This is a genomic window from Actinokineospora sp. NPDC051303 (assembly GCF_055586285.1).
Window position 1 is genome coordinate 50,272 of sequence record NZ_JBVJIN010000033.1, and the last position, 17,635, is coordinate 67,906.

The window sequence follows — 17,635 nt, forward strand, 5'->3', positions numbered from 1 at the left end:
CAGGTGAGTGGTCGTCTCATGAACGTTTCCCGGTCTCGGAAGAGCCGCCGTGTCGCGGTGCGAGCCATCGCCGCCGTCGCGGTCGGCGCCGCGGTCGCGGGCGGGCTGTACTTCACCGGCGCCGCCACCGCGGGCCAGACCACGGCGGTTGGCAGTTTCGGCTGCACGCTGCCGGGTGGGGAACGGGTAGACGTCCCGGTCGAGTTCGGCCTGACTGTGCCCTCCACCGCGGTCGCGGGTGACGCGGTCACCGCGGAGCCCACCGCGAAGCTGACGTTGCCTGCCGCTGTCGTGGGCGCGCTGCGGGGGAGTGGGACGACCGTCGACACCGCCGTGCGCCCCAGGCTCGCTCTCCACCAGGGCGACGCGCCCCGGGACCTCCAGGTCGCCGACCTGACCTCGTCGAACCCGCTTCCCGACGGCGGTGAACTGGGCGTCGTGGCCATCGGCAAGTCCGTCACGTTCACCCCCGCCGAGGGCGAGGCGAAGGTGGAGCTGAGCGGCCTCAACGCCACCCTGCGCAGCGGCGGCCTGACCGTCGACTGCGCCGCCAACCCGGGCGCGGGCGCGCTGGGCACGGTCAACGTGACCCCCCGCGCCGCCCAGGCCCCCGTCGCTCAGCAGGCCCCGGCGGAGAACCGGGCGCTGGCCCAGCCGCCGGTGACGGCCCAGGGGCTCATGTACTACTTCGACCTCACCGCCACCACGCGCATCGCCAAGCTCAAGACCAACGTGGTGCTGACGGGGGCGCTGGCGACCGATATCGAGATCTCCGCCCCCGGTCCGGACGGCAACAAGATGACGGGCACGATCGACCTCAAGCCCGCTGAGGCGTACCTGCTGGTCTTCAAGTTCATGCCGGTGACGAACAAGCTCTCCGGGCAGGGCACGGTCAACGGCTTCGCCACGATCGCGCCGGACAAGGACGGCGATCTCGCCGCGACGCTCAAGAAGACGACCGCCGAGGTCACCCTGAAGGTCCTCGAAGTCCGCCAGGACGGCGTCGACCTCAAGGTCGGCCCCAACTGCCGCACCGCGACCCCGCTGAGGCTGCCGATGGAAGGCACGGTCAAGCTCCCCGAAGGCAAGCGCAGCGTGCTGAAGTCGGTCGCCGAGATCCCCGCGTTCACCGGCTGCGGCACGACCGAGAACCTCGACAAGCTGATCAGCGGACTGGTGTCGGGTCCGGGCAACGAGGTCGAGAACGTGCTGGTCTCACGGGGAACGACGGCGCCCGCGCCATAACCCGCAGTCTCGTGCTTCGCGGGCCGGGGCCGACCTGGCCGCCGAAGCCGCCGATAGTCCACAGTAGTTCTCCCGGGAGGTGTGATGGGTGTCGAGGTCGTCGTCGAGGGCCTGAGCAAGTCGTTCGGCAGGCAGGCCATCTGGCGGGACGTGACGCTCACTCTGCCCTCTGGTGAGGTCAGCGTGCTGCTCGGTCCGTCGGGCACTGGCAAGTCGGTGTTCCTCAAGTGTCTGATCGGGTTGCTCAAGCCGGAGCGGGGCCGGGTCGTCATCAACGGCGTCGACCTGTGCTCGTGTTCCGAGAAGGACATGTACGAGATCCGCAAGCTGTTCGGGGTGCTGTTCCAGGACGGCGCGCTGTTCGGCTCGATGAGCATCTACGACAACGTGGCTTTCCCGCTGCGGGAGCACACCCGCAAGAGCGAGAAGGAGATCCACGACATCGTCATGTCCAAGATGGACATGGTCGGCATGCTCGGCGCGGAGCAGAAGCTGCCCGGTGAGATCTCCGGTGGTATGCGCAAGCGCGCTGGGTTGGCTCGCGCGCTGGTGCTGGACCCGCAGATCATCCTGTGCGACGAGCCGGACTCGGGTCTCGACCCGGTCCGCACCGCGTATCTGTCGCAGTTGCTGATCGACTTGAACGCGCAGATCGACGCGACGATCCTGATCGTCACCCACAACATCAACGTCGCGCGGACGGTGCCGGATAATCTCGGCATGCTTTTCCGCAAGGAACTGGTGATGTTCGGTCCGCGCGAGGTGCTGCTGACCAGTGAGGAGCCGGTGGTCGAGCAGTTCCTCAACGGCCGCCGCCTCGGCCCGATCGGCATGTCGGAGGAGAAGGACTCCGCGCAGATGGCCGCCGAGCTCGAACACCACCGCGCCGGGCACCACGACGGGTCCACTGAGGACATGCGCGGCGTCGTCCCGCAGCTTGAGCCGACGCCGGGCCTGCCGCCGCGCGACGCGGCGCGGCGCAGGCGCCAGCGGGTCATGCAGATCCTGCACACGCTGCCCGAGCCCGCCCAGCACGGCATCCTCGCCAGCCTCAGCCGCGAGGACTTCGACCGCTACCAGGACTGGCGCCGCCGCACCGCGGGCATGGCCATGCCGACCGCGCTTCCCGAGCGCCCCCCGACTCGGCCGGTGGCGCCGCAGCAGGCGCACCAGGCGACTCGCCCGATCCCGCCGCAGCAGGTGCAGCAGGCCCCGGCGACGCGGCCGAGGCTGCGTCCGTGGCGGCGTGACGGAGGCGATCAGTGAGCACCACCACCCGTTCGCCGATGGCGGCCGCGAGCAACGCGGTCACCGGCGCGCTGCGCGAGTTCGGCAACCTGTTCGCGATGGGCCTCGACGTCGTCGTGGCCATGTTCAAGCGCCCGTTCCAGATCCGGGAGTTCCTCCAGCAGTTCTGGTTCATCGCCAGCGTCTCGATCATGCCCGCCGCGCTCGTGTCCATCCCGTTCGGCGCGGTCATCACCTTGCAGCTCGGCTCGCTGACCGCGCAGATCGGCGCAGACTCGTTCAACGGCGCGGCCAGCGTGCTCGCGGTCGTCCAGCAGGCCAGCCCGATCGTCACCACCCTGGTGGTGGCGGGCGCGGGCGGCTCGGCCATCTGCGCCGACCTCGGCTCGCGGACCATCCGCGAGGAGATCGACGCGATGATGGTGCTGGGCGTCTCGCCGATCCAGCGGCTGGTGGTGCCTCGGGTGCTCGCCGCGATGGCGGTGGCGATCCTGCTCAACGGCATGGTCAGCGTCGTGGGCGTCTGCGGCGGCTACTTCTTCAACGTGGTCGTCCAGGACGGCACCCCCGGCGCGTTCCTCGCCAGTTTCTCGGCCCTTGCCCAGCTCCCCGACCTGTGGGTGAGCGAGATCAAGGCGCTGATCTTCGGTTTCCTCGCCGGACTCGTGGCCGCCTACCGGGGCCTCAATCCGAAGGGCGGCCCGAAGGGCGTCGGCGACGTCGTCAACCAGTCCGTGGTCATCACGTTCCTGCTGCTGTTCTTCGTGAACCTGGTGGTCAGCGTGATCTACCTGCAACTCGTCCCGGCGAAGGGGGCATGACGTGGCGATCCTCAGCGGCCGCTACCGCCCGAGCTTCCAGCGTCCACTCAACGCCCTGGAGCGCCTCGGCGACCAGCTCCGGTTCTATTTCCGCGCGCTGGCGTGGGCGCCGTTCGCGATCACCCGCTACTTCCGCGAGATCGTCCGGCTGCTCGCCGAGGTCAGCTTCGGCAGCGGCGCGCTCGCGGTCATCGGCGGCACCATCGGCGTGATGGTCGGCCTGTCGGTCTTCACCGGCACCGTGGTCGGCCTGCAGGGCTTCTCGGCGCTGAACCAGATCGGCACCGCGGCGTTCGCGGGCTTCCTCTCGGCGTACCTCAACACCCGTGAGATCGCCCCGCTGGCCGCGGCGCTGGCGCTGTCCTCGACGGTCGGCTCCGGCTTCACCGCGCAGCTGGGCGCGATGCGGATCTCCGAGGAGATCGACGCGCTGGAGGTGATGGCCGTGCGGTCGCTGCCGTACCTGGTCACCACCCGGATCATCGCGGGCTTCATCGCGATCATCCCGCTGTACGTGATCGGCCTGCTGACCGCCTACCTGGCGGCGCGCACGATCACGGTGGAGGTGTACGGGCAGTCGGCGGGCACCTATGACCACTACTTCACCCTGTTCCTCCCACCGGAGGACGTGGTCTGGTCGTTCGTGAAGGTCATGATCTTCAGTGTGGCGATCATCCTCACGCACTGCTTCTACGGCTACCGCGCCAGCGGCGGCCCGGCGGGCGTGGGCATCGCGGTGGGCCGCTCGGTGCGAACCTCGATCGTGATCGTCAGCGTGATGGACTTCTTCCTCAGCCTCGCGATCTGGGGCGCGACGACGACGGTGCGGGTGGCCGGATGAGTGGGCTGCGGCTGCGGAACCGGGCGCTGGGCCTGGTCTTCATCGTGCTCCTGGGCGCGCTGGGCTGGCTCTCGATCGCCATCTACCAGAAGGACTTCGTCAGCACCACGCCGGTCACCCTGCACGCGGACCGGGTCGGCAACCAGCTCAAGGAGAACGCCGACGTCAAGATCCGCGGTGTCATGGTCGGCACCGTGAAGCAGGTCCGCACCACCGGCGACGGCGTCGCGGTCGACTTGGCGATCGACCCGGACAAGCTGTCCATGCTGCCGAGCAACGTCTCCGCGCGGCTGCTGCCCAAGACGCTGTTCGGCCAGCGCTACGTCAGCCTGGTCGTGCCGGAGCGCCCCGCCCGGCCGCTGGCCGCGGGCGACGTCATCCAGCAGGACACCACGATGCGCGCCATCGAGGTGGAGAAGGCGCTCAAGGACCTGCTGCCGGTGTTGCAGGCGGTCCAGCCGCAGAAGCTGTCCAGCTCGCTGGGCGCGATCGCGCAGGCGCTGGAGGGCCGGGGCAAGCCGCTGGGGGAGACCCTGGCGACGATGAACCAGTACCTCGACCAGCTCAACCCGCAGATGCCGCAGATCCAGACCGACATCAGCCGGATGGCCGACACCTTCGAGGTCTACGAGGCGGCCGGGCCCGACATCGTGGAGGCGCTCGACGGGCTCACCGTCACCGCCAAGACCTTCGCCGAGCAGAAGAACCAGGTGGCGGAGCTGTTCAAGACGCTGACCAGCACCACCAACGACCTGGACAAGTTTGTCCGGGCCAACCGCAACACGCTGATCGGCCTCGCCGACGCCAGCCGCCCGACGCTGGAGACCCTGGCGCGCTACTCGCCGGAGTTCCCCTGCCTGACCAACGCGGTGATCCGGCTCAAGCCGCTGATCGACAAGGCGATGGGCGTGGGCACCGGCGAGCCGGGCCTGCACGTGAAGCTCACCGTCAAGGATTCGCGCGGCGCGTACGTGCCCGGTCGCGACCGGCCCGTCTTCAATGCGGGCGGCGGCCCCCGCTGCCCCGGCGGTGGCGGCGGCGTGGCGCCCGCGTCGTACAACCCCGACCTCGGCTCGGACGGCTTGGGCGTGGCGAACTCCCCGGAGGAGAACCAGTTCATCGCCGAGCTGTTGGCGCCGGTCGAGGGAGTCAGCCCGAGTGAGATGCCGCAGTGGAGCAGCCTGCTCGTCGGCCCGCTCCTGCGCGGAACCGAGGTGACGCTGTCGTGAAGCAGTTGAAGGGCCTCGGCGGCCCGATCGTCAAGGGCCTGATCTTCACGGTGATCACCGTGCTGGCCACCACCCTGCTCGGCATCACCATCGCCAACAAGGGCACTGGCGACGCGCTGACCTACCGCGCCCGGTTCACCGACGTCACCTCGCTCAACCCCAGCGACGACATCCGCATGGCCGGTGTCCGGGTCGGCCAGGTCACCGACATCAAGGTCGTCGACCGGCGGTTCAGCGAGGTCGAGTTCGAGGTGGACCGCCGCTGGTCGCTGTCCCCGACGGTCACCGCGACGATCAAGTTCCGCAACCTGATCGGCCAGCGCTACATCTCCTTGGACCAGGGCACCGGGTCCGGGTCGCTCAAGGAGGGCACGCTCATCCCGCTGGAGCGCACCCGCCCCGCGCTGGACCTGACCGCCATGTTCAACGGGTTCAAGCCGCTGTTCCAGGCGCTCTCGCCTGAGGACGTGAACAAGCTGTCCATGGAGGTCGTGCAGGTCCTGCAGGGCGAGGGCGGCACGGTGGAGAACCTGCTCAAGCACATCGGCTCGCTGACCACGACGCTGGCGCAGAAGGACGACGTGTTCGGCCGGGTCATCGGCAACCTCAACACCGTGCTCGGCCAGATGAACTCGCGCGGCGACCAGTTCTCCGCCCTGGTCCTCACGACCCAGGAGCTGGTCAGCGGCCTGGCCAGGGACGCCAAGCCGATCGGCGAGGCGATCGACGGCATCGCCGCGCTGACCACGGCCACCTCGGGCCTGCTCGAACAGGGCCGGGAGCCGCTGCGCCGCGACATCGACGCCCTGGGCGCGCTGTCGAGGACGCTGGCGGACAACTCCCCGGCGTTCGACAAGTTCATCGCGAACCTGCCGATCAAGTACGAGGCCATCGGGCGGACCGCGTCGTATGGCTCCTGGCTCAACTTCTACCTGTGCTCGGCCTCCACCGACGCCCCGCCCGCCCCCGGGCAGTCGCCGGGCGACGTCGGCCTGCCGGTCACCGACGCGAGGTGCCGATCGTGAAACCGTTCCGCGAACGCAACACCGTCAAGCTGGGCCTCGTCGGCCTGGCCGTCATGGCGGTGCTCGGCGTCCTGATCTTCACCTGGGAGACCCTTCCGCTGATCGGCGGCCGGGTCTACACCGCGCACTTCCGCGAGGCGGCTGGCCTCAAGCCAGACGACGAGGTCCGGGTCGCCGGGGTCAAGGTCGGCAAGGTGACCGAGGTCGAGCTGGAGAGCACCTACGTCAAGGTGTCCTTCCGGGCCAGGGGCGTCTGGCTGGGCGACCAGACCGTCGCCGCGATCAAGATCAAGACCCTGCTCGGCCAGAAGAACCTGGCGCTCGACCCGCTGGGCACCAAGGAGCTCGACCCGGACACCCCGATCCCGCAGGACCGCACGGTCACCGCCTACGACGTCAACGACGCCTTCGGCGACCTGGCCAAGACGACCGGCGAGATCGACACCGCGCAGCTCGCGGAGAGCTTCAAGGTGCTCTCGCAGACCTTCGGGGCCACCACCCCCGAGAGCGTGCGCACCGCTCTGGACGGCCTGTCGAAGCTGTCGCACACGATCTCCTCCCGCGACCAGGAACTCAAGCAGTTGCTGGAAAGCACCTCGGGGGTGAGCAAGACCCTCGCCGACCGCACCGACCAGTTCCAGGCGCTGCTCAACGACGGCACCACCCTGCTGGCCGAGTTCGACCGGCGCCGCGACGCGATCGGCGCGCTGCTCAGCGGCACCCGCGACCTGTCCCGCCAGCTCTCCGCGCTGGTCGCGGACAACCAGGCGCAGATCGGGCCCGCGCTCGAACAGCTCGACCGGGTCACCGACGTGTTGCAGAAGAACCAGGACAACCTCGACCGCAGCCTGCGGCTCGCGGGCCCGTTCTACCGGCTCGTCGGCAACGCCGTCGGCAACGGACGGTGGATCGACAGCTACATCTGCGGGCTCATTCCGCCCGCGGACGGTTCCGCCGGGTGCGTCCCGCCTAGGGGAGGTCGCTGATGGCCACGACGAAGCGCAAGGCCCGCCTGCTGCGCCTGATCGCGCTCGGCGCGGTCGCGGTCATGGTGCTCGCCGCGGGCACGTGGGCGCTGCTCAACCAGGGCAAGACCCGCTCGCTCACGGCGTACTTCGCCGCGGCGGTCGGCCTCTACGCCGGGTCCGATGTGCGGGTCCTCGGCGTCGCCGTGGGCACCGTGGACTCGGTGGAGCCGCAGGGCCCCAACGTCAAGGTCACGATGACCATCGACGCCGAAGCCCCGGTCCCGGAGAACGCCAACGCCCTGGTCGTCACCCCCAGCCTGGTCAGCGACCGCTACGTGCAGCTCGCCCCGGTCCTGACCTCCGGCAAGCGCATCGCGGACGGCACGGTGATCCCGCTGGAGCGCACGGTCGTCCCGGTCGAGCTTGACGAGCTGTTCTCCAGCCTCGACAAGCTCACCACCGCGCTCGGCCCGGAGGGCGCCAACACCGACGGCGCGTTCAGCGACCTGATCCGCGACACCGAGAAGTACCTGCGCGGCAATGGCGCGGACATGGGCCAGACGGTCCGCGACCTCGGCGACCTCGCCCGCACCCTCAACGGCTCCCAGGACGACCTGTTCACCACGATCGACAGCCTCTCGAAGTTCGCCGCGCTGCTCGCGGCCAACGACGACAAGGTCCGCCAGATCGATGACCAGCTCTCCTCGGTGACCCAGTTCCTCGCCAACGAGCGCGCCACCTTCGACGCGGCGCTCAAGGACCTGTCCGTGGCGCTGGGCGCGGTCGAGGGCTTCATCAAGGACAACCGGGCCCGGATCAAGTCCAATGTGGACAAGCTGGCTGGCACGACCAAGCTGCTCTCCGACCAGCGCGCGTCGCTGGCCGAGGCGCTCGACGCCACCCCGCTGGCGCTGACGAACCTGGTCAACGCCTACGACCCGGCGACCCACACGATCGACGGCCGGGCCAACCTCAACGAGTTCTCGATGCTGCCGCTGCCGCGGACGGCCGACGCGCAGGGAGGCAACTGATGCGCGCGCTGACACCGCGGACGCGGCGGGCCGGGAAGGTCGCGGCTCGGGCGACGGCGCTCACCCTGGGCGCCACGCTGCTCGCTGGCTGCGGCTCGGGCCTCTACGGGGTGGACCTGCCCGGCGGCGCCGACCTCGGCGACCACCCGTACCGGGTCACCGCCGACTTCAAGGACGTGCTCGACCTGGTTCCGCAGTCCGGGGTCAAGGTCGATGACGTCACCGTGGGCAAGGTCGAGGCCATCGAGCTGGCCCCGGACGGCCGCACCGCCCGGGTGACCCTCGCGGTCAACGGGTCCGTGCGGCTGTCGGGGACCGCGCTGGCCCGGCTGCGCCAGTCCAGCGTCTTGGGCGAGAAGTTCGTCGAGCTTGACGACCCGGCCGAGGAGGCCCGCGAGGGCGTGCTGGCCGAGGGCGCGAACATCCCGGTGGAGCGGACCAACCGCAACACCGAGATCGAAGAGGTGTTCGGCGCGCTGTCCATGCTGCTCAACGGCGGCGGCGTCGCGCAGCTCCAGCAGATCAACCGCGAGCTGAACGCCGCGCTCACCGGCAACGAGAGCGACATCCACGCGCTGCTGACCAACCTCAACACCTTCGCGGGCGGCCTCGACAGCCACCGCGGCGAGATCGTCCGCGCGCTCGACAGCCTCGACAAGCTCTCGACGTCGCTGGCCGGGCAGAGCGACAAGATCAACGGCCTGTTGGACAACCTGGCCCCGGGCATCAAGGTGCTCTCCGAGCAGCGCACCCAGTTCGTGAACATGCTCAACTCGCTGAACTCGCTCTCCGGGGTCGCCACCGACGTGATCAAGCGGAGCAAGGACGACATCGTCGCCGACCTGCGCGCCCTGGAGCCGACGCTGCGCAAGCTCAACGAGGCGGGCCAGCAGTTGCCGCAGGCGATGGAGCTGCTGTTCACGTTCCCGTTCACCGATGGCGCGATCAACGCGATCAAGGGTGACTACCTCAACGTCTACCTTTCGCTCAACTCGCGCACGCACGGTCAGGGCAGGCCCGCTCCCGCGTCCGCGCCGCTGCCGCTTCCCCCGGCCGACCTAGGCCCGTCCGAGACCGCCGGAGGTGCAGGCTCGTGATCATCACCCGACGGGTTCAGGTGCAGTTGACGATCTTCGTGCTCATCGCCCTGCTGGGCGTGAGCTACGTCGGCGCGCGCTACGCGGGCCTTGACGCGCTGTTCGGCGCGACCGGCTACCGGGTGAAGGTCCGCCTGGCCGACTCCGGCGGCATCTTCTCCAACGCCGAGGTCACCTACCGCGGCGTGGCGATCGGGCGGGTCGCCGACCTGCACTTGATCCCTGATGGCGTCGAGGTCGAGCTGCGCATCCGCGACGACGCCCCACAGGTCCCCGCGGACGTGGAGGCCGTCGTCGCCAACCGGTCCGCGGTCGGCGAGCAGTTCGTGGACCTGCGCCCCCGCCGCGACGGCCAGCCCTACCTCACCGAGGGCTCGGTGATCGGCCGCGAGTCCACCAAGATCCCGTTGGCCAGCGAGACAGTGCTGCTCAACCTGGACAAGCTGGTGGAGTCGGTGCCGCGCGAGGAGCTGCGCTCGCTGGTGGACGAGCTGTACCTGGCCACCCAGGGCACCGGCCCCAGCCTGCAGGCCCTGTTGGACTCGGCGAGCAGCTTCACCAAGCTCGCCACCGAGAACCTGCCGCAGACCACGTCGCTGATCAAGGACTCCGGCACGGTGCTGACCACGCAGGCCGAGAGTTCCGCCGCCATCAAGAACCTCGCGGTCAACAGCAAGCTCATCGCCGAGCAGCTTGGCCGCTCCGACGGCGACATCCGGGCTCTGCTGGGCAACGCGCCCGGCGCGGCCGCGCAGGTCAGCGCCCTGTTGCAGGAGACCGGCCCGTCGCTGGGCGCGGTGCTGGCGAACCTGCTGACCACGTCGAACGTCCTGGCCACCCGGCAGAACGGGTTGGAGCAGATGCTGGTGGTCACCCCGCAGGCGGTCGCGGCCGCTGGTGACGTGGTCCGCCCGGACGGCGCGCACTTCGGCCTGTCCTCGACGTTCTTCGACCCGCTGCCGTGCACGGCGGGCTACGAGGGCACCCGCTATCGCAACGGCCTGGACACCTCGCCCGCGCCGCTCAACACCAACGCGCGCTGCGCGCTGGCCCCGGGCAGCGGCAACGTGCGCGGCTCGCAGAACGCCCCGTCCGGCGGCGTCCCGCCCGCGGTCGCGCCCGCGAGCTATGGCGCCACCAGCACCTTGCCCGACCAGCAGAGTCCGCGGCTGCGCGGTTCACTGGACGAGATGCTGGCCCTGACCCCGTGACCAGGGAGGCGGACATGAGCGGCATCGACGTCGACATCGACAGTGGCAGCGACGCCCAGCCCCCGGCGCGTTCGCGGCTGCTGGCGCTGGCCGCGGCCGCGCTGGTGGTGGCGCTCGGCTTCGCGCTGTGGGCGGGCTACGGCCTGTATTCGGCCGCGACCGACCAGGACGCGGCCCGCGCCGAGGAGCGCGACCGGGCCTTGGCCGCGGCGCGGTCGGGCGTGGCCACGTTCAACACGCTGGACTACCGTGAGGTGGACAAGGGTCTGGACCGCTGGCTGGCGGGCTCGACCGGCGGTCTGCGTGAGGAGTTGGCGCAGACCCGTGAGGTCAGCAAGCAGCGGGTGGTCGAGGCCAAGACCACCAGCGAGGGCCGGGTCACCGACGCGGCGTTGACCGATTTGGACACCGAACGCGGCACCGCCAAGGCGATCGCCGCCGTGGAGATCGTGGTGATCCCCGACGGCGGCCAGCCCGCCACCAAGCGCAGCCGGTTCCAGGCCGAGCTGACCAGGACCGAGTCGGGCTGGTTGCTCAGCGCCCTTGGCCAGGTCCCGATGAACACGGCCTGACCGGCACACGAGAGGACCCTAGAGATGCGCACCGGACGCCCCGACACCACGGCCCGCGGCGGCCGCAGGCCGGTGGTGGCAGGCCGCGCGGCCCGCCGAGCAGCCCAAGAGTCGTCCCGAGCCGAGCCCGCCACCACCCCCCAGGAGCCCGAGGAGCAGGTAACCACCCCCTCGACGCCCGACTCATCGGCAGTTGACACGGAGCAGTCCCCCCGCCGCCCCCGCCCCGCGCTCCCGCTGATCCTCCTGGCCCTGGCTCTGCTCCTGGCGGGCACCGGTGTCTGGATGACCATCCGCGCCGACCAGGTCCGCGGCTCAGCCAGCGACAACAAGGCCCTAGTGGACGCCGGGGCGACAGCCGAAGTCAGCACAGCCATCCGCGACGGCCTAGAGAAGATTTTTTCGTACAAGTTCGACAACACCGTGGTCACCGAACTAGCCGCCCGAGACCTCCTCACCGGCGAGGCGTCAACCCAGTACGCCCGCCTGTTCCAACAGGTCCGCGAACAGGCCCCAGCTCAAAAGCTGGTCCTCCGCTCCAAGGTAGTAATCTCCGGCGTCTCAGTCCTGAACGGCGACCGCGCCACCCTCCTGGTCTTCATGGACCAAAGCGCCACCCGAGGCGACACCGGCGAACCCACCTCCGGCGGCGCCCAACTGAGCGTCACAGCCGAGAAGGTAGACGGCCGCTGGAAGGTCTCCCAACTCATCCCCAGGTAATTTCACGCGAAACGTGACAATACCCAGCCCCATGATCATTGATTCAAGGTGAATTACGCCCCACAGCTTGTCCCCTAAATGGCCCAATAGGTAAACTAAACGTGTCGGCCGCATTGGGGGCCGGTCGGGGAAACCTATCAGGACAGGCAACGTCGCCCGTCCCGCGCGATGCCCTGGCGGTGGTTTGAAACCCTACCGCTGTTGGGTGAGCATCCGCTTAAAGAGAGGGCAGGCGCCAAGCGCCTGCCCTCTCCTGCATTCCCAATACCACCACACCACCACCCACCTAAATCGCCGCCAGGCACCCGGCGGGAGCCCGCCATCCCCGCCCCTGCCAACCAGCCCTGCCAGGTACCCGATGGGTGGAGCAAAGGCAGCGAACCACGCCCCTGCCAACCGCACCCGCCCCTGCCAGGTGCCCGGTGGGAGCAGGACAGCGAACCCACGCTCCTGTCAGGCCGCACGGCCCCTGCCAGGTGCTCGATGGGGTGGAGTGGTTTCTTCGGGGGAGAAGGAAGATCGCTAAGCTGGCTGCGCGCGTGTGAGGCCGTAGGCTTCCCACCCGTCTTTCACACGGCGATCTTCCTTCGTAGGGGCCCCGAAGAAACCACTCCACCCCATCGAGCAACCCCACGAAACCCAGCCCGGGAAGCCCCGCAACAGCAACAGCACTCACCGAGAGTGCTCAAACCCCCGCAACGTCCGCCGAGCCCGCAACGCCACCTCAATATCGAACCGCCGATCCGGATCCTCCAAGCTGGCCCCGAACAGCCGCTCAAGCTGCCGCAACCGGTACCGCACAGTCTGCGGATGCACATCAAGCAACTGCGCGATCTCCGGCGCACTGCGTCGCGTCTCCAGCCAGATCAGCAGTGTCTCGCTGAGCTTGTCCCGCTGTTTCCCCGTCAACTCCGCCATCGGCGCCAACGCCCGCTCAGAAATCTCCTGAACCAAGAACGGATCGTTCAGCAGCCACAACACAGACATATGCCGGTCGAACCACGTCACGTCCACATCCGGCAGGGCCCCTTGGCTCACCAGCCCCAACGTCCGCCGGGCCCAGCGCAGCGACTCCGCGGCCTCGGTCACCGGCACGGTCGGCCCCACCGCCGCCCGCCACCCGGGCAGTTCCTGGCTCAGCTTCTGCAGCGCGTCCCGGTTCTCCTCAGCCAGCACCAGGCACGGCTCGTTGCCCTCTAAGTCGACCAGGATGCGGCTGTCGAGCGTGGCCCCGGGGAGCTGTTCCGGCTCGTCCCCCCGCAACTCCAGAGCCACCGTGATCACCCGTTCCGGCACCGGCCACCGCGCGGCCTCGGCGAGCCGGGCCAGAGTCTGCGGAGTCGCCGCCGCGGGGGAGAGGATCACCTCAAGCAACTGCCGCCGCCGACGCTCCAGGGCGCCCATTTCCCGTGCCCGCACCGAAGCGTGTCCCTCAACCGACAGCGCGGACAGCTCATCGATGTAGGCGAAAATCGCCTCGGCGAGCAGGCACAGGGTCGCTGTCGGCACGCCCGCGCGGTCGCCGACCTGCGACATCCGCCGCCAGGCGACCCTGGCGCCGATCCGGTAAGCCGTCTGCAGGACGTCGAGGATCGGCCCGTCGTACAGCTCGTGCACGCCGAGTTCGCGGAACAGTTGCGCGCGGTCGTCCTGGGGGGCGGTCGGGTCGGCGAGGCGGTCGATGAACTGCATGATGGCCTGCTGGATGCCTTCGGTGACCGAGCGGCCGAAGGAGCCGTCCATGCGTCTGCCGAAGGCCGGGATGGCCCGGTTGAGCTCGCTGCGGATCTCTTCGGTGAGGTCCTGCACGCCGGGGCGGAACAGCGGCGCGAGGTTCGACGGCAGCAGGGACCACAGGTCGATGGAGCTGACGTCCTGGTCGTCCCGGTCGCCCGCCGCGGCAGGGGAGAGCAGGGAGTCGAAGGCTATCCGCAGCGGGAACTCGGCTAGTCCGTCCGGTTCGTCGCGCTGCTCTGACACCGTCGGCCTCCTGGTGCGTGCCAATCCCGACCGGCGGGCCGAAGATTGTCGTCAACGTATTCCGGGCGTTATTCCGTGCCGGTTGCGCAAAGGTAGGCAGGCGGTTCACCCGTCACGGAATCTACAGTGATTCACGGGTTCGGCGGAACTTCTCCGAGACTTATTCTGCAATACGCCCGTGATATGAGAGAAATTATCATGGGCCCACAAGCCTGGAGCCTGCTTCTGCGAGTTGTTTGAGTACGACGGCGGGATAGGACGACGGCCGATCCCGCTGGGCGGGACCGGCCGTCGTCCTAGGGAAGCGGTTTCAGCTCGCGCGGGCGGGGGTTTCCCGGCCGTCGTGCGTGCGGTCGCCCGGCCACAGCAGCCGGTGTGCCCGCAACGCGATCTCCAGGTCCAGCCGGGAGTCTGGGTCGGCGAGCTGGTCGCCGAACAGCTTTTCGACCTGGCGCATGCGGTAGCGCACGGTCTGGGGGTGGATTTGCAGTCGTTCGGCGATCTCGGGGGCGCTGCCTCGGGTTTCCAGCCAGGCCAGCAGGGTTTCCGCGGTGCGGGCCCGCTGCTTGGCGGTCAGGTCGGCCAGCGGGGCCAGCGTGCGCTTGAGCAGTTCGCGCACCAGGAACTCGTCGGCGAGCAGCCACAGCGTGGACAGGTGGTCGCGGCACCAGGTGACCGGGCCGTCGTTGATGACGCCGCGGTGCACCAGGCCCATGGCGCGCCGCGCCCAGCGCAGCGAGGTCGCCGCCTCGCGCAGCGACACCATCGGGCCGACGCAGGCCCGCCTGCCGCGCAGTTGCTCGCGCAGGCCGCGCAGTTGCCGCTGCGGGTCCGACATCACCAGGCACGGCATCTCGCCGTCGAGGTCGGTCAGCACGTCCTCGTGCAGGCCGGGGCCGTTGAACTCGTCGGACTCGCCGTCGCCAGCCTGCTCGACCACGACGACCGCGACGGAGTCGGGGACCCGCCACCGGGCGGTGGCGGCGAGTTTGGTGATGGTCGCCATCGACGCGGGCGGCTCGCTCAGGATCAGCTCGACCAGCCTGCGTCTGCATCGCTCGATCACGCCGACCGACTGGGCTTGCGCGGCGGTGTAGCCCTCGATGGACAGGGTGGAGATCTCATCGACGTAGGCGAAGATCGCTTCGGCGGCGACGGTCAGCATCGAGGTGGGCAGCCGCTGCTGCTGGCCCCACGCGGCGAGGTGGCGCCAGGCCACCCGGCCGCCGACCCGGTAGGCGGTCTGGAGGCAGTCGAGGCTGCGGCCCTCGCCGAACTCGACCCGGCCGAGCTGTCGGAAGACGTTGGCCCAGTTCTCGTCCTGGGCGCCGCCGACGCCGACGGTGTCGAGGATGCGCATGACCGCCTGCTCGACGCCCGCGACCATGATCGCGCCGAAGTGGCCTTCCAGGGGCTGGGCGTAGGCGGGGACCGCGCGCTGGATCTCGCGGATCATGTCTTGGGTGAGCTGACCGACCATCGGACGGAAGCGGGCCACCAACTCCCTTGGCAGGCTCGCCCAGAGCGCGGTGGCTCGGTCGTCCTGCGACGGAATCCTCGATACGGGTCCGTGCGGAGTAGGAAACTGTGGTCGGCTTCCTTTGGGCTGGTCCTTCCGAGTGGTCGGGGGTGCGGGTCGGTTGCCCAGTTCTATCGGCATTCTCGTCCCCTTGTCGCTCACAAAACTCCGCCGCAGCGCGCCGTCGGGCGGGCGCTATTTTGTGACGACGACCATAAGTTCGGCACACCAGGTGTGTCAAATGCAACCGTTACGTGACGGTTGCGACACTCGTATGGGTCATAAGTTGACGCAGCTTTCTGTGAAAATGGTGGAAACCGGATCAGCGTCTTGTGAGTTTGTGACAAAACCACTGTCGACCCCCCATCCGATCAGCCGGACGGACCACTGCCGTGCGTCCGCTCCGGTGGATCTTCGCCTCGATTTTCCCATGTCATGGGTCAGGTGACCGGACGGTTCACTCGGATGGCGGCACCCGATCGAGGTGGTCGGTCCTGTGTGACCTTCAAAAGTTACCGGCCAGGACTGTGCTGGGGTGACAAAACACCTGGTGAGTCCACGCTGGTTCCTTGGTGGTTCTTGCCGGGGCCGTTGGTGTTTCAGTAGGGTTTCATGCAGTAGTCGCCAAGTGGGCCAGGGGCGGACATTCGCAGCCGGCATATGGCTTCGGCGCGATCTCTTTTCGTCTTTTCGAGAAGGAAGCAGACAAATCATGGGTCGTCTCGTCCCCGCTCTCGCGTCGGCGCTGGTCGCCGCCGCCGCCCTGGCAGGCTGCAGTTCGGATTCCCCGGAGGCGGCTCCGCCGCCGGAGAGCCCCGCCGTCGGCTGGGTGGAAAAGGTCTGCCAGTCGGTGGACGCCACGAGCGCGAAGGCCATGCAGTTCCCGGCGCTCGACCCGACCAACCCGGCGAAGACTAAGGAAGGGCTGCTGACCCTGTTCGGCACCCTGAGCGAGGGGCTGACCCAGGTCGGCGACACCATCACCGGCGCGGGCGCGCCGCCGGTCACCAACGCCTCCGCCGTGGTGGACAAGGCCCTGGCGAACATCGACGGCGCGAAGACCTCCCTCGACTCGGTGATCAAGAAGATCGAGGCCGCCCCGACGACCGACCCGGCCGCGTTCCAGGCGGCCCTCACCGAACTCGGCGAGAGCACGGATGTGTTCGAGAAGTACAGCGAGGGCCCGATGAAGGACCTGCGCGAGAACCCCGAGATCAACGACGCCTTCGGCAAGGCGCCGACCTGCCGCAAGGTCGCAGGCATGTGACCGACTGGCACAACCAGGAGGTGTTGTCGCCGTGACGACCTGGCGACCGGATTCGCGGGCCCGTTCGGTGCCCGTCGCTGACGTGCTGTCCCGGGAAGGCCGCGACCTTCCCGGGCGCGGCCCGCTGCCCCGTCGCGTCGCCGGAGCCGCGGCGGGGCTGGCCGTCGCGGCGGGCGCGCTGTGGGCGGTGTCGGGCGACTCCGGGTCGCAGGACGTCGCGGGCGCGCAGCACCAGCCCGCGCCGACCACCCAGGTCGAGCGGCCGAAGATTCCACCGGCCCGGGTCGCCGAGGCCGCCGTGGTCGCGCCGCCCGCTGCCGCCACCGCCACCGCGCAGGTCCAGGCCACCGTCCCCAGGCAGGCCGCGCCCGTCCAGCGCAAGACCGAGCCCAAAGCCGAGCCGAAGCAGGCCGAGCCCGCGCCGGTCAAGCCCGCCACCATGGCCGACCGCATCCGCGAGGCGATGGCGCCGTTCGCCCAGTACTGGGGCGGTTGATGAGCCGGGCCCGCGGGGAGCCCGGCCATGCTGCTTGAGACCGTCCCCCAAACCGACCCCCCACGCCCGCCCGCTGGCCCCGGGCGGGCTTTGGCTACCCCCATGCCCGCCGACCGGGTGCGTGGGTGGTTGGTGACCGCGGTTGTGGGTGTGTTGGCCGGTGTGGTGCGGTTGTGGAATTTGGGGTGGCCGACGGATCACGGCACTCCGGTGTTCGATGAGAAGCATTATGTGCCGCAGGCGTGGCAGATGCTGCGTAATGGGGGTGTCGAGGACAACGCCGGTTATGAGTTGACGGTGCATCCGCCGTTGGGCAAGTCGTTGATCGCGGTGGGTGAGTGGCTGTTCGGCTACACGGGGTGGGG

The 17,635-nt window shown here is 69.2% G+C and carries 17 protein-coding genes; 15 read left to right on the forward strand and 2 right to left on the reverse strand.

Going from position 1 to position 17,635, the window contains the following annotated elements; genetic code table 11:
* Nucleotides 1-57 precede the first annotated feature (57 nt).
* From ACZ6SD_RS23195 to ACZ6SD_RS23250, 12 genes are all read left to right on the forward strand, one after another.
* Nucleotides 58-1,245 carry a DUF6801 domain-containing protein gene (locus ACZ6SD_RS23195; protein WP_465319067.1) on the forward strand — a complete coding sequence of 396 codons (1,188 nt, stop codon included), beginning with the start codon at nucleotides 58-60 and terminating at the stop codon, nucleotides 1,243-1,245.
* A gap of 84 nt (nucleotides 1,246-1,329) precedes the next feature.
* On the forward strand, nucleotides 1,330-2,511 hold the full coding sequence (locus ACZ6SD_RS23200) for an ABC transporter ATP-binding protein (protein WP_465319068.1): 1,182 nt from the start codon (nucleotides 1,330-1,332) through the stop codon (nucleotides 2,509-2,511).
* A 20-nt stretch (nucleotides 2,512-2,531) separates the two neighbouring features.
* Nucleotides 2,532-3,314 (forward strand): MlaE family ABC transporter permease, encoded by a 783-nt coding sequence (locus tag ACZ6SD_RS23205; RefSeq protein ID WP_465319084.1) that lies wholly within the window; start codon nucleotides 2,532-2,534, stop codon nucleotides 3,312-3,314.
* Between the two features lies 1 nt (nucleotide 3,315).
* Nucleotides 3,316-4,155 (forward strand): MlaE family ABC transporter permease, encoded by an 840-nt coding sequence (locus ACZ6SD_RS23210; protein ID WP_465319069.1) that lies wholly within the window; start codon nucleotides 3,316-3,318, stop codon nucleotides 4,153-4,155.
* Nucleotides 4,152-5,384, forward strand: a complete 1,233-nt coding sequence (locus ACZ6SD_RS23215) for an MCE family protein (protein WP_465319070.1) — start codon at nucleotides 4,152-4,154, stop codon at nucleotides 5,382-5,384. The genes ACZ6SD_RS23210 and ACZ6SD_RS23215 overlap by 4 nt, the downstream gene beginning before the upstream one ends.
* A 5-nt stretch (nucleotides 5,385-5,389) precedes the next feature.
* A complete protein-coding gene (locus ACZ6SD_RS23220) occupies nucleotides 5,390-6,409 on the forward strand; it encodes an MlaD family protein (protein WP_465319085.1) in 1,020 nt (339 codons plus the stop codon).
* Entirely contained in the window at nucleotides 6,406-7,395 is a 990-nt protein-coding gene (locus ACZ6SD_RS23225; protein WP_465319071.1) for an MCE family protein, read from the forward strand. Before ACZ6SD_RS23220 ends, ACZ6SD_RS23225 begins: the two co-directional genes overlap by 4 nt.
* On the forward strand, nucleotides 7,395-8,408 hold the full coding sequence (locus ACZ6SD_RS23230; protein WP_465319072.1) for an MCE family protein: 1,014 nt from the start codon (nucleotides 7,395-7,397) through the stop codon (nucleotides 8,406-8,408). The genes ACZ6SD_RS23225 and ACZ6SD_RS23230 overlap by 1 nt, the downstream gene beginning before the upstream one ends.
* The gene (locus tag ACZ6SD_RS23235; protein WP_465319073.1) at nucleotides 8,408-9,505 is read left to right on the forward strand and encodes an MCE family protein; all 1,098 of its coding nucleotides are present in this window, start codon (nucleotides 8,408-8,410) and stop codon (nucleotides 9,503-9,505) included. The genes ACZ6SD_RS23230 and ACZ6SD_RS23235 overlap by 1 nt, the downstream gene beginning before the upstream one ends.
* Nucleotides 9,505-10,716, forward strand: coding sequence for an MCE family protein (locus ACZ6SD_RS23240; protein WP_465319086.1), 1,212 nt, complete (start codon nucleotides 9,505-9,507; stop codon nucleotides 10,714-10,716). The genes ACZ6SD_RS23235 and ACZ6SD_RS23240 overlap by 1 nt, the downstream gene beginning before the upstream one ends.
* Before the next feature lie 14 nt (nucleotides 10,717-10,730).
* Nucleotides 10,731-11,288, forward strand: coding sequence for a hypothetical protein (locus tag ACZ6SD_RS23245; protein WP_465319074.1), 558 nt, complete (start codon nucleotides 10,731-10,733; stop codon nucleotides 11,286-11,288).
* Nucleotides 11,289-11,312: 24 nt separating this feature from the next.
* The gene (locus tag ACZ6SD_RS23250; protein ID WP_465319075.1) at nucleotides 11,313-12,008 is read left to right on the forward strand and encodes a hypothetical protein; all 696 of its coding nucleotides are present in this window, start codon (nucleotides 11,313-11,315) and stop codon (nucleotides 12,006-12,008) included.
* Nucleotides 12,009-12,680: 672 nt separating this feature from the next.
* Here ACZ6SD_RS23250 and ACZ6SD_RS23255 read toward each other — a convergent pair.
* Nucleotides 12,681-13,988: a PucR family transcriptional regulator gene (locus ACZ6SD_RS23255; protein WP_465319076.1), complete on the reverse strand. Its 1,308-nt coding sequence runs from the start codon at nucleotides 13,986-13,988 to the stop codon at nucleotides 12,681-12,683.
* A 310-nt stretch (nucleotides 13,989-14,298) separates the two neighbouring features.
* The gene (locus tag ACZ6SD_RS23260; protein ID WP_465319077.1) at nucleotides 14,299-15,648 is read right to left on the reverse strand and encodes a PucR-like N-terminal domain-containing protein; all 1,350 of its coding nucleotides are present in this window, start codon (nucleotides 15,646-15,648) and stop codon (nucleotides 14,299-14,301) included.
* 571 nt (nucleotides 15,649-16,219) lie between these two features.
* On the opposite strand from ACZ6SD_RS23260, the gene ACZ6SD_RS23265 reads away from it, so the two are divergent.
* The 3 genes from ACZ6SD_RS23265 to ACZ6SD_RS23275 form a co-directional block, all read left to right on the forward strand.
* The gene (locus tag ACZ6SD_RS23265) at nucleotides 16,220-16,774 is read left to right on the forward strand and encodes a hypothetical protein (protein WP_465319078.1); all 555 of its coding nucleotides are present in this window, start codon (nucleotides 16,220-16,222) and stop codon (nucleotides 16,772-16,774) included.
* A gap of 31 nt (nucleotides 16,775-16,805) precedes the next feature.
* Nucleotides 16,806-17,270, forward strand: coding sequence for a hypothetical protein (locus ACZ6SD_RS23270; RefSeq protein WP_465319079.1), 465 nt, complete (start codon nucleotides 16,806-16,808; stop codon nucleotides 17,268-17,270).
* A 27-nt stretch (nucleotides 17,271-17,297) separates the two neighbouring features.
* Nucleotides 17,298-17,635: phospholipid carrier-dependent glycosyltransferase (locus ACZ6SD_RS23275; protein WP_465319080.1), on the forward strand; the 338-nt coding region annotated here is incomplete at its 3' end.

What these genes read in the sequence shown, in the direction of transcription:
- ACZ6SD_RS23200 (WP_465319068.1), top strand. Translation starts at nt 1,330, where the DNA reads ATGGGTGTCGAGGTCGTCGTCGAGGGCCTGAGCAAGTCGTTCGGCAGG.
- ACZ6SD_RS23205 (WP_465319084.1), top strand. Translation starts at nt 2,532, where the DNA reads ATGGCGGCCGCGAGCAACGCGGTCACCGGCGCGCTGCGCGAGTTCGGC.
- ACZ6SD_RS23215 (WP_465319070.1), top strand. Translation starts at nt 4,152, where the DNA reads ATGAGTGGGCTGCGGCTGCGGAACCGGGCGCTGGGCCTGGTCTTCATC.
- ACZ6SD_RS23230 (WP_465319072.1), top strand. Translation starts at nt 7,395, where the DNA reads ATGGCCACGACGAAGCGCAAGGCCCGCCTGCTGCGCCTGATCGCGCTC.
- ACZ6SD_RS23235 (WP_465319073.1), top strand. Translation starts at nt 8,408, where the DNA reads ATGCGCGCGCTGACACCGCGGACGCGGCGGGCCGGGAAGGTCGCGGCT.
- ACZ6SD_RS23245 (WP_465319074.1), top strand. Translation starts at nt 10,731, where the DNA reads ATGAGCGGCATCGACGTCGACATCGACAGTGGCAGCGACGCCCAGCCC.
- ACZ6SD_RS23250 (WP_465319075.1), top strand. Translation starts at nt 11,313, where the DNA reads ATGCGCACCGGACGCCCCGACACCACGGCCCGCGGCGGCCGCAGGCCG.
- ACZ6SD_RS23260 (WP_465319077.1), bottom strand. Translation starts at nt 15,648, where the DNA reads ATGCCGATAGAACTGGGCAACCGACCCGCACCCCCGACCACTCGGAAG.
- ACZ6SD_RS23265 (WP_465319078.1), top strand. Translation starts at nt 16,220, where the DNA reads ATGGGTCGTCTCGTCCCCGCTCTCGCGTCGGCGCTGGTCGCCGCCGCC.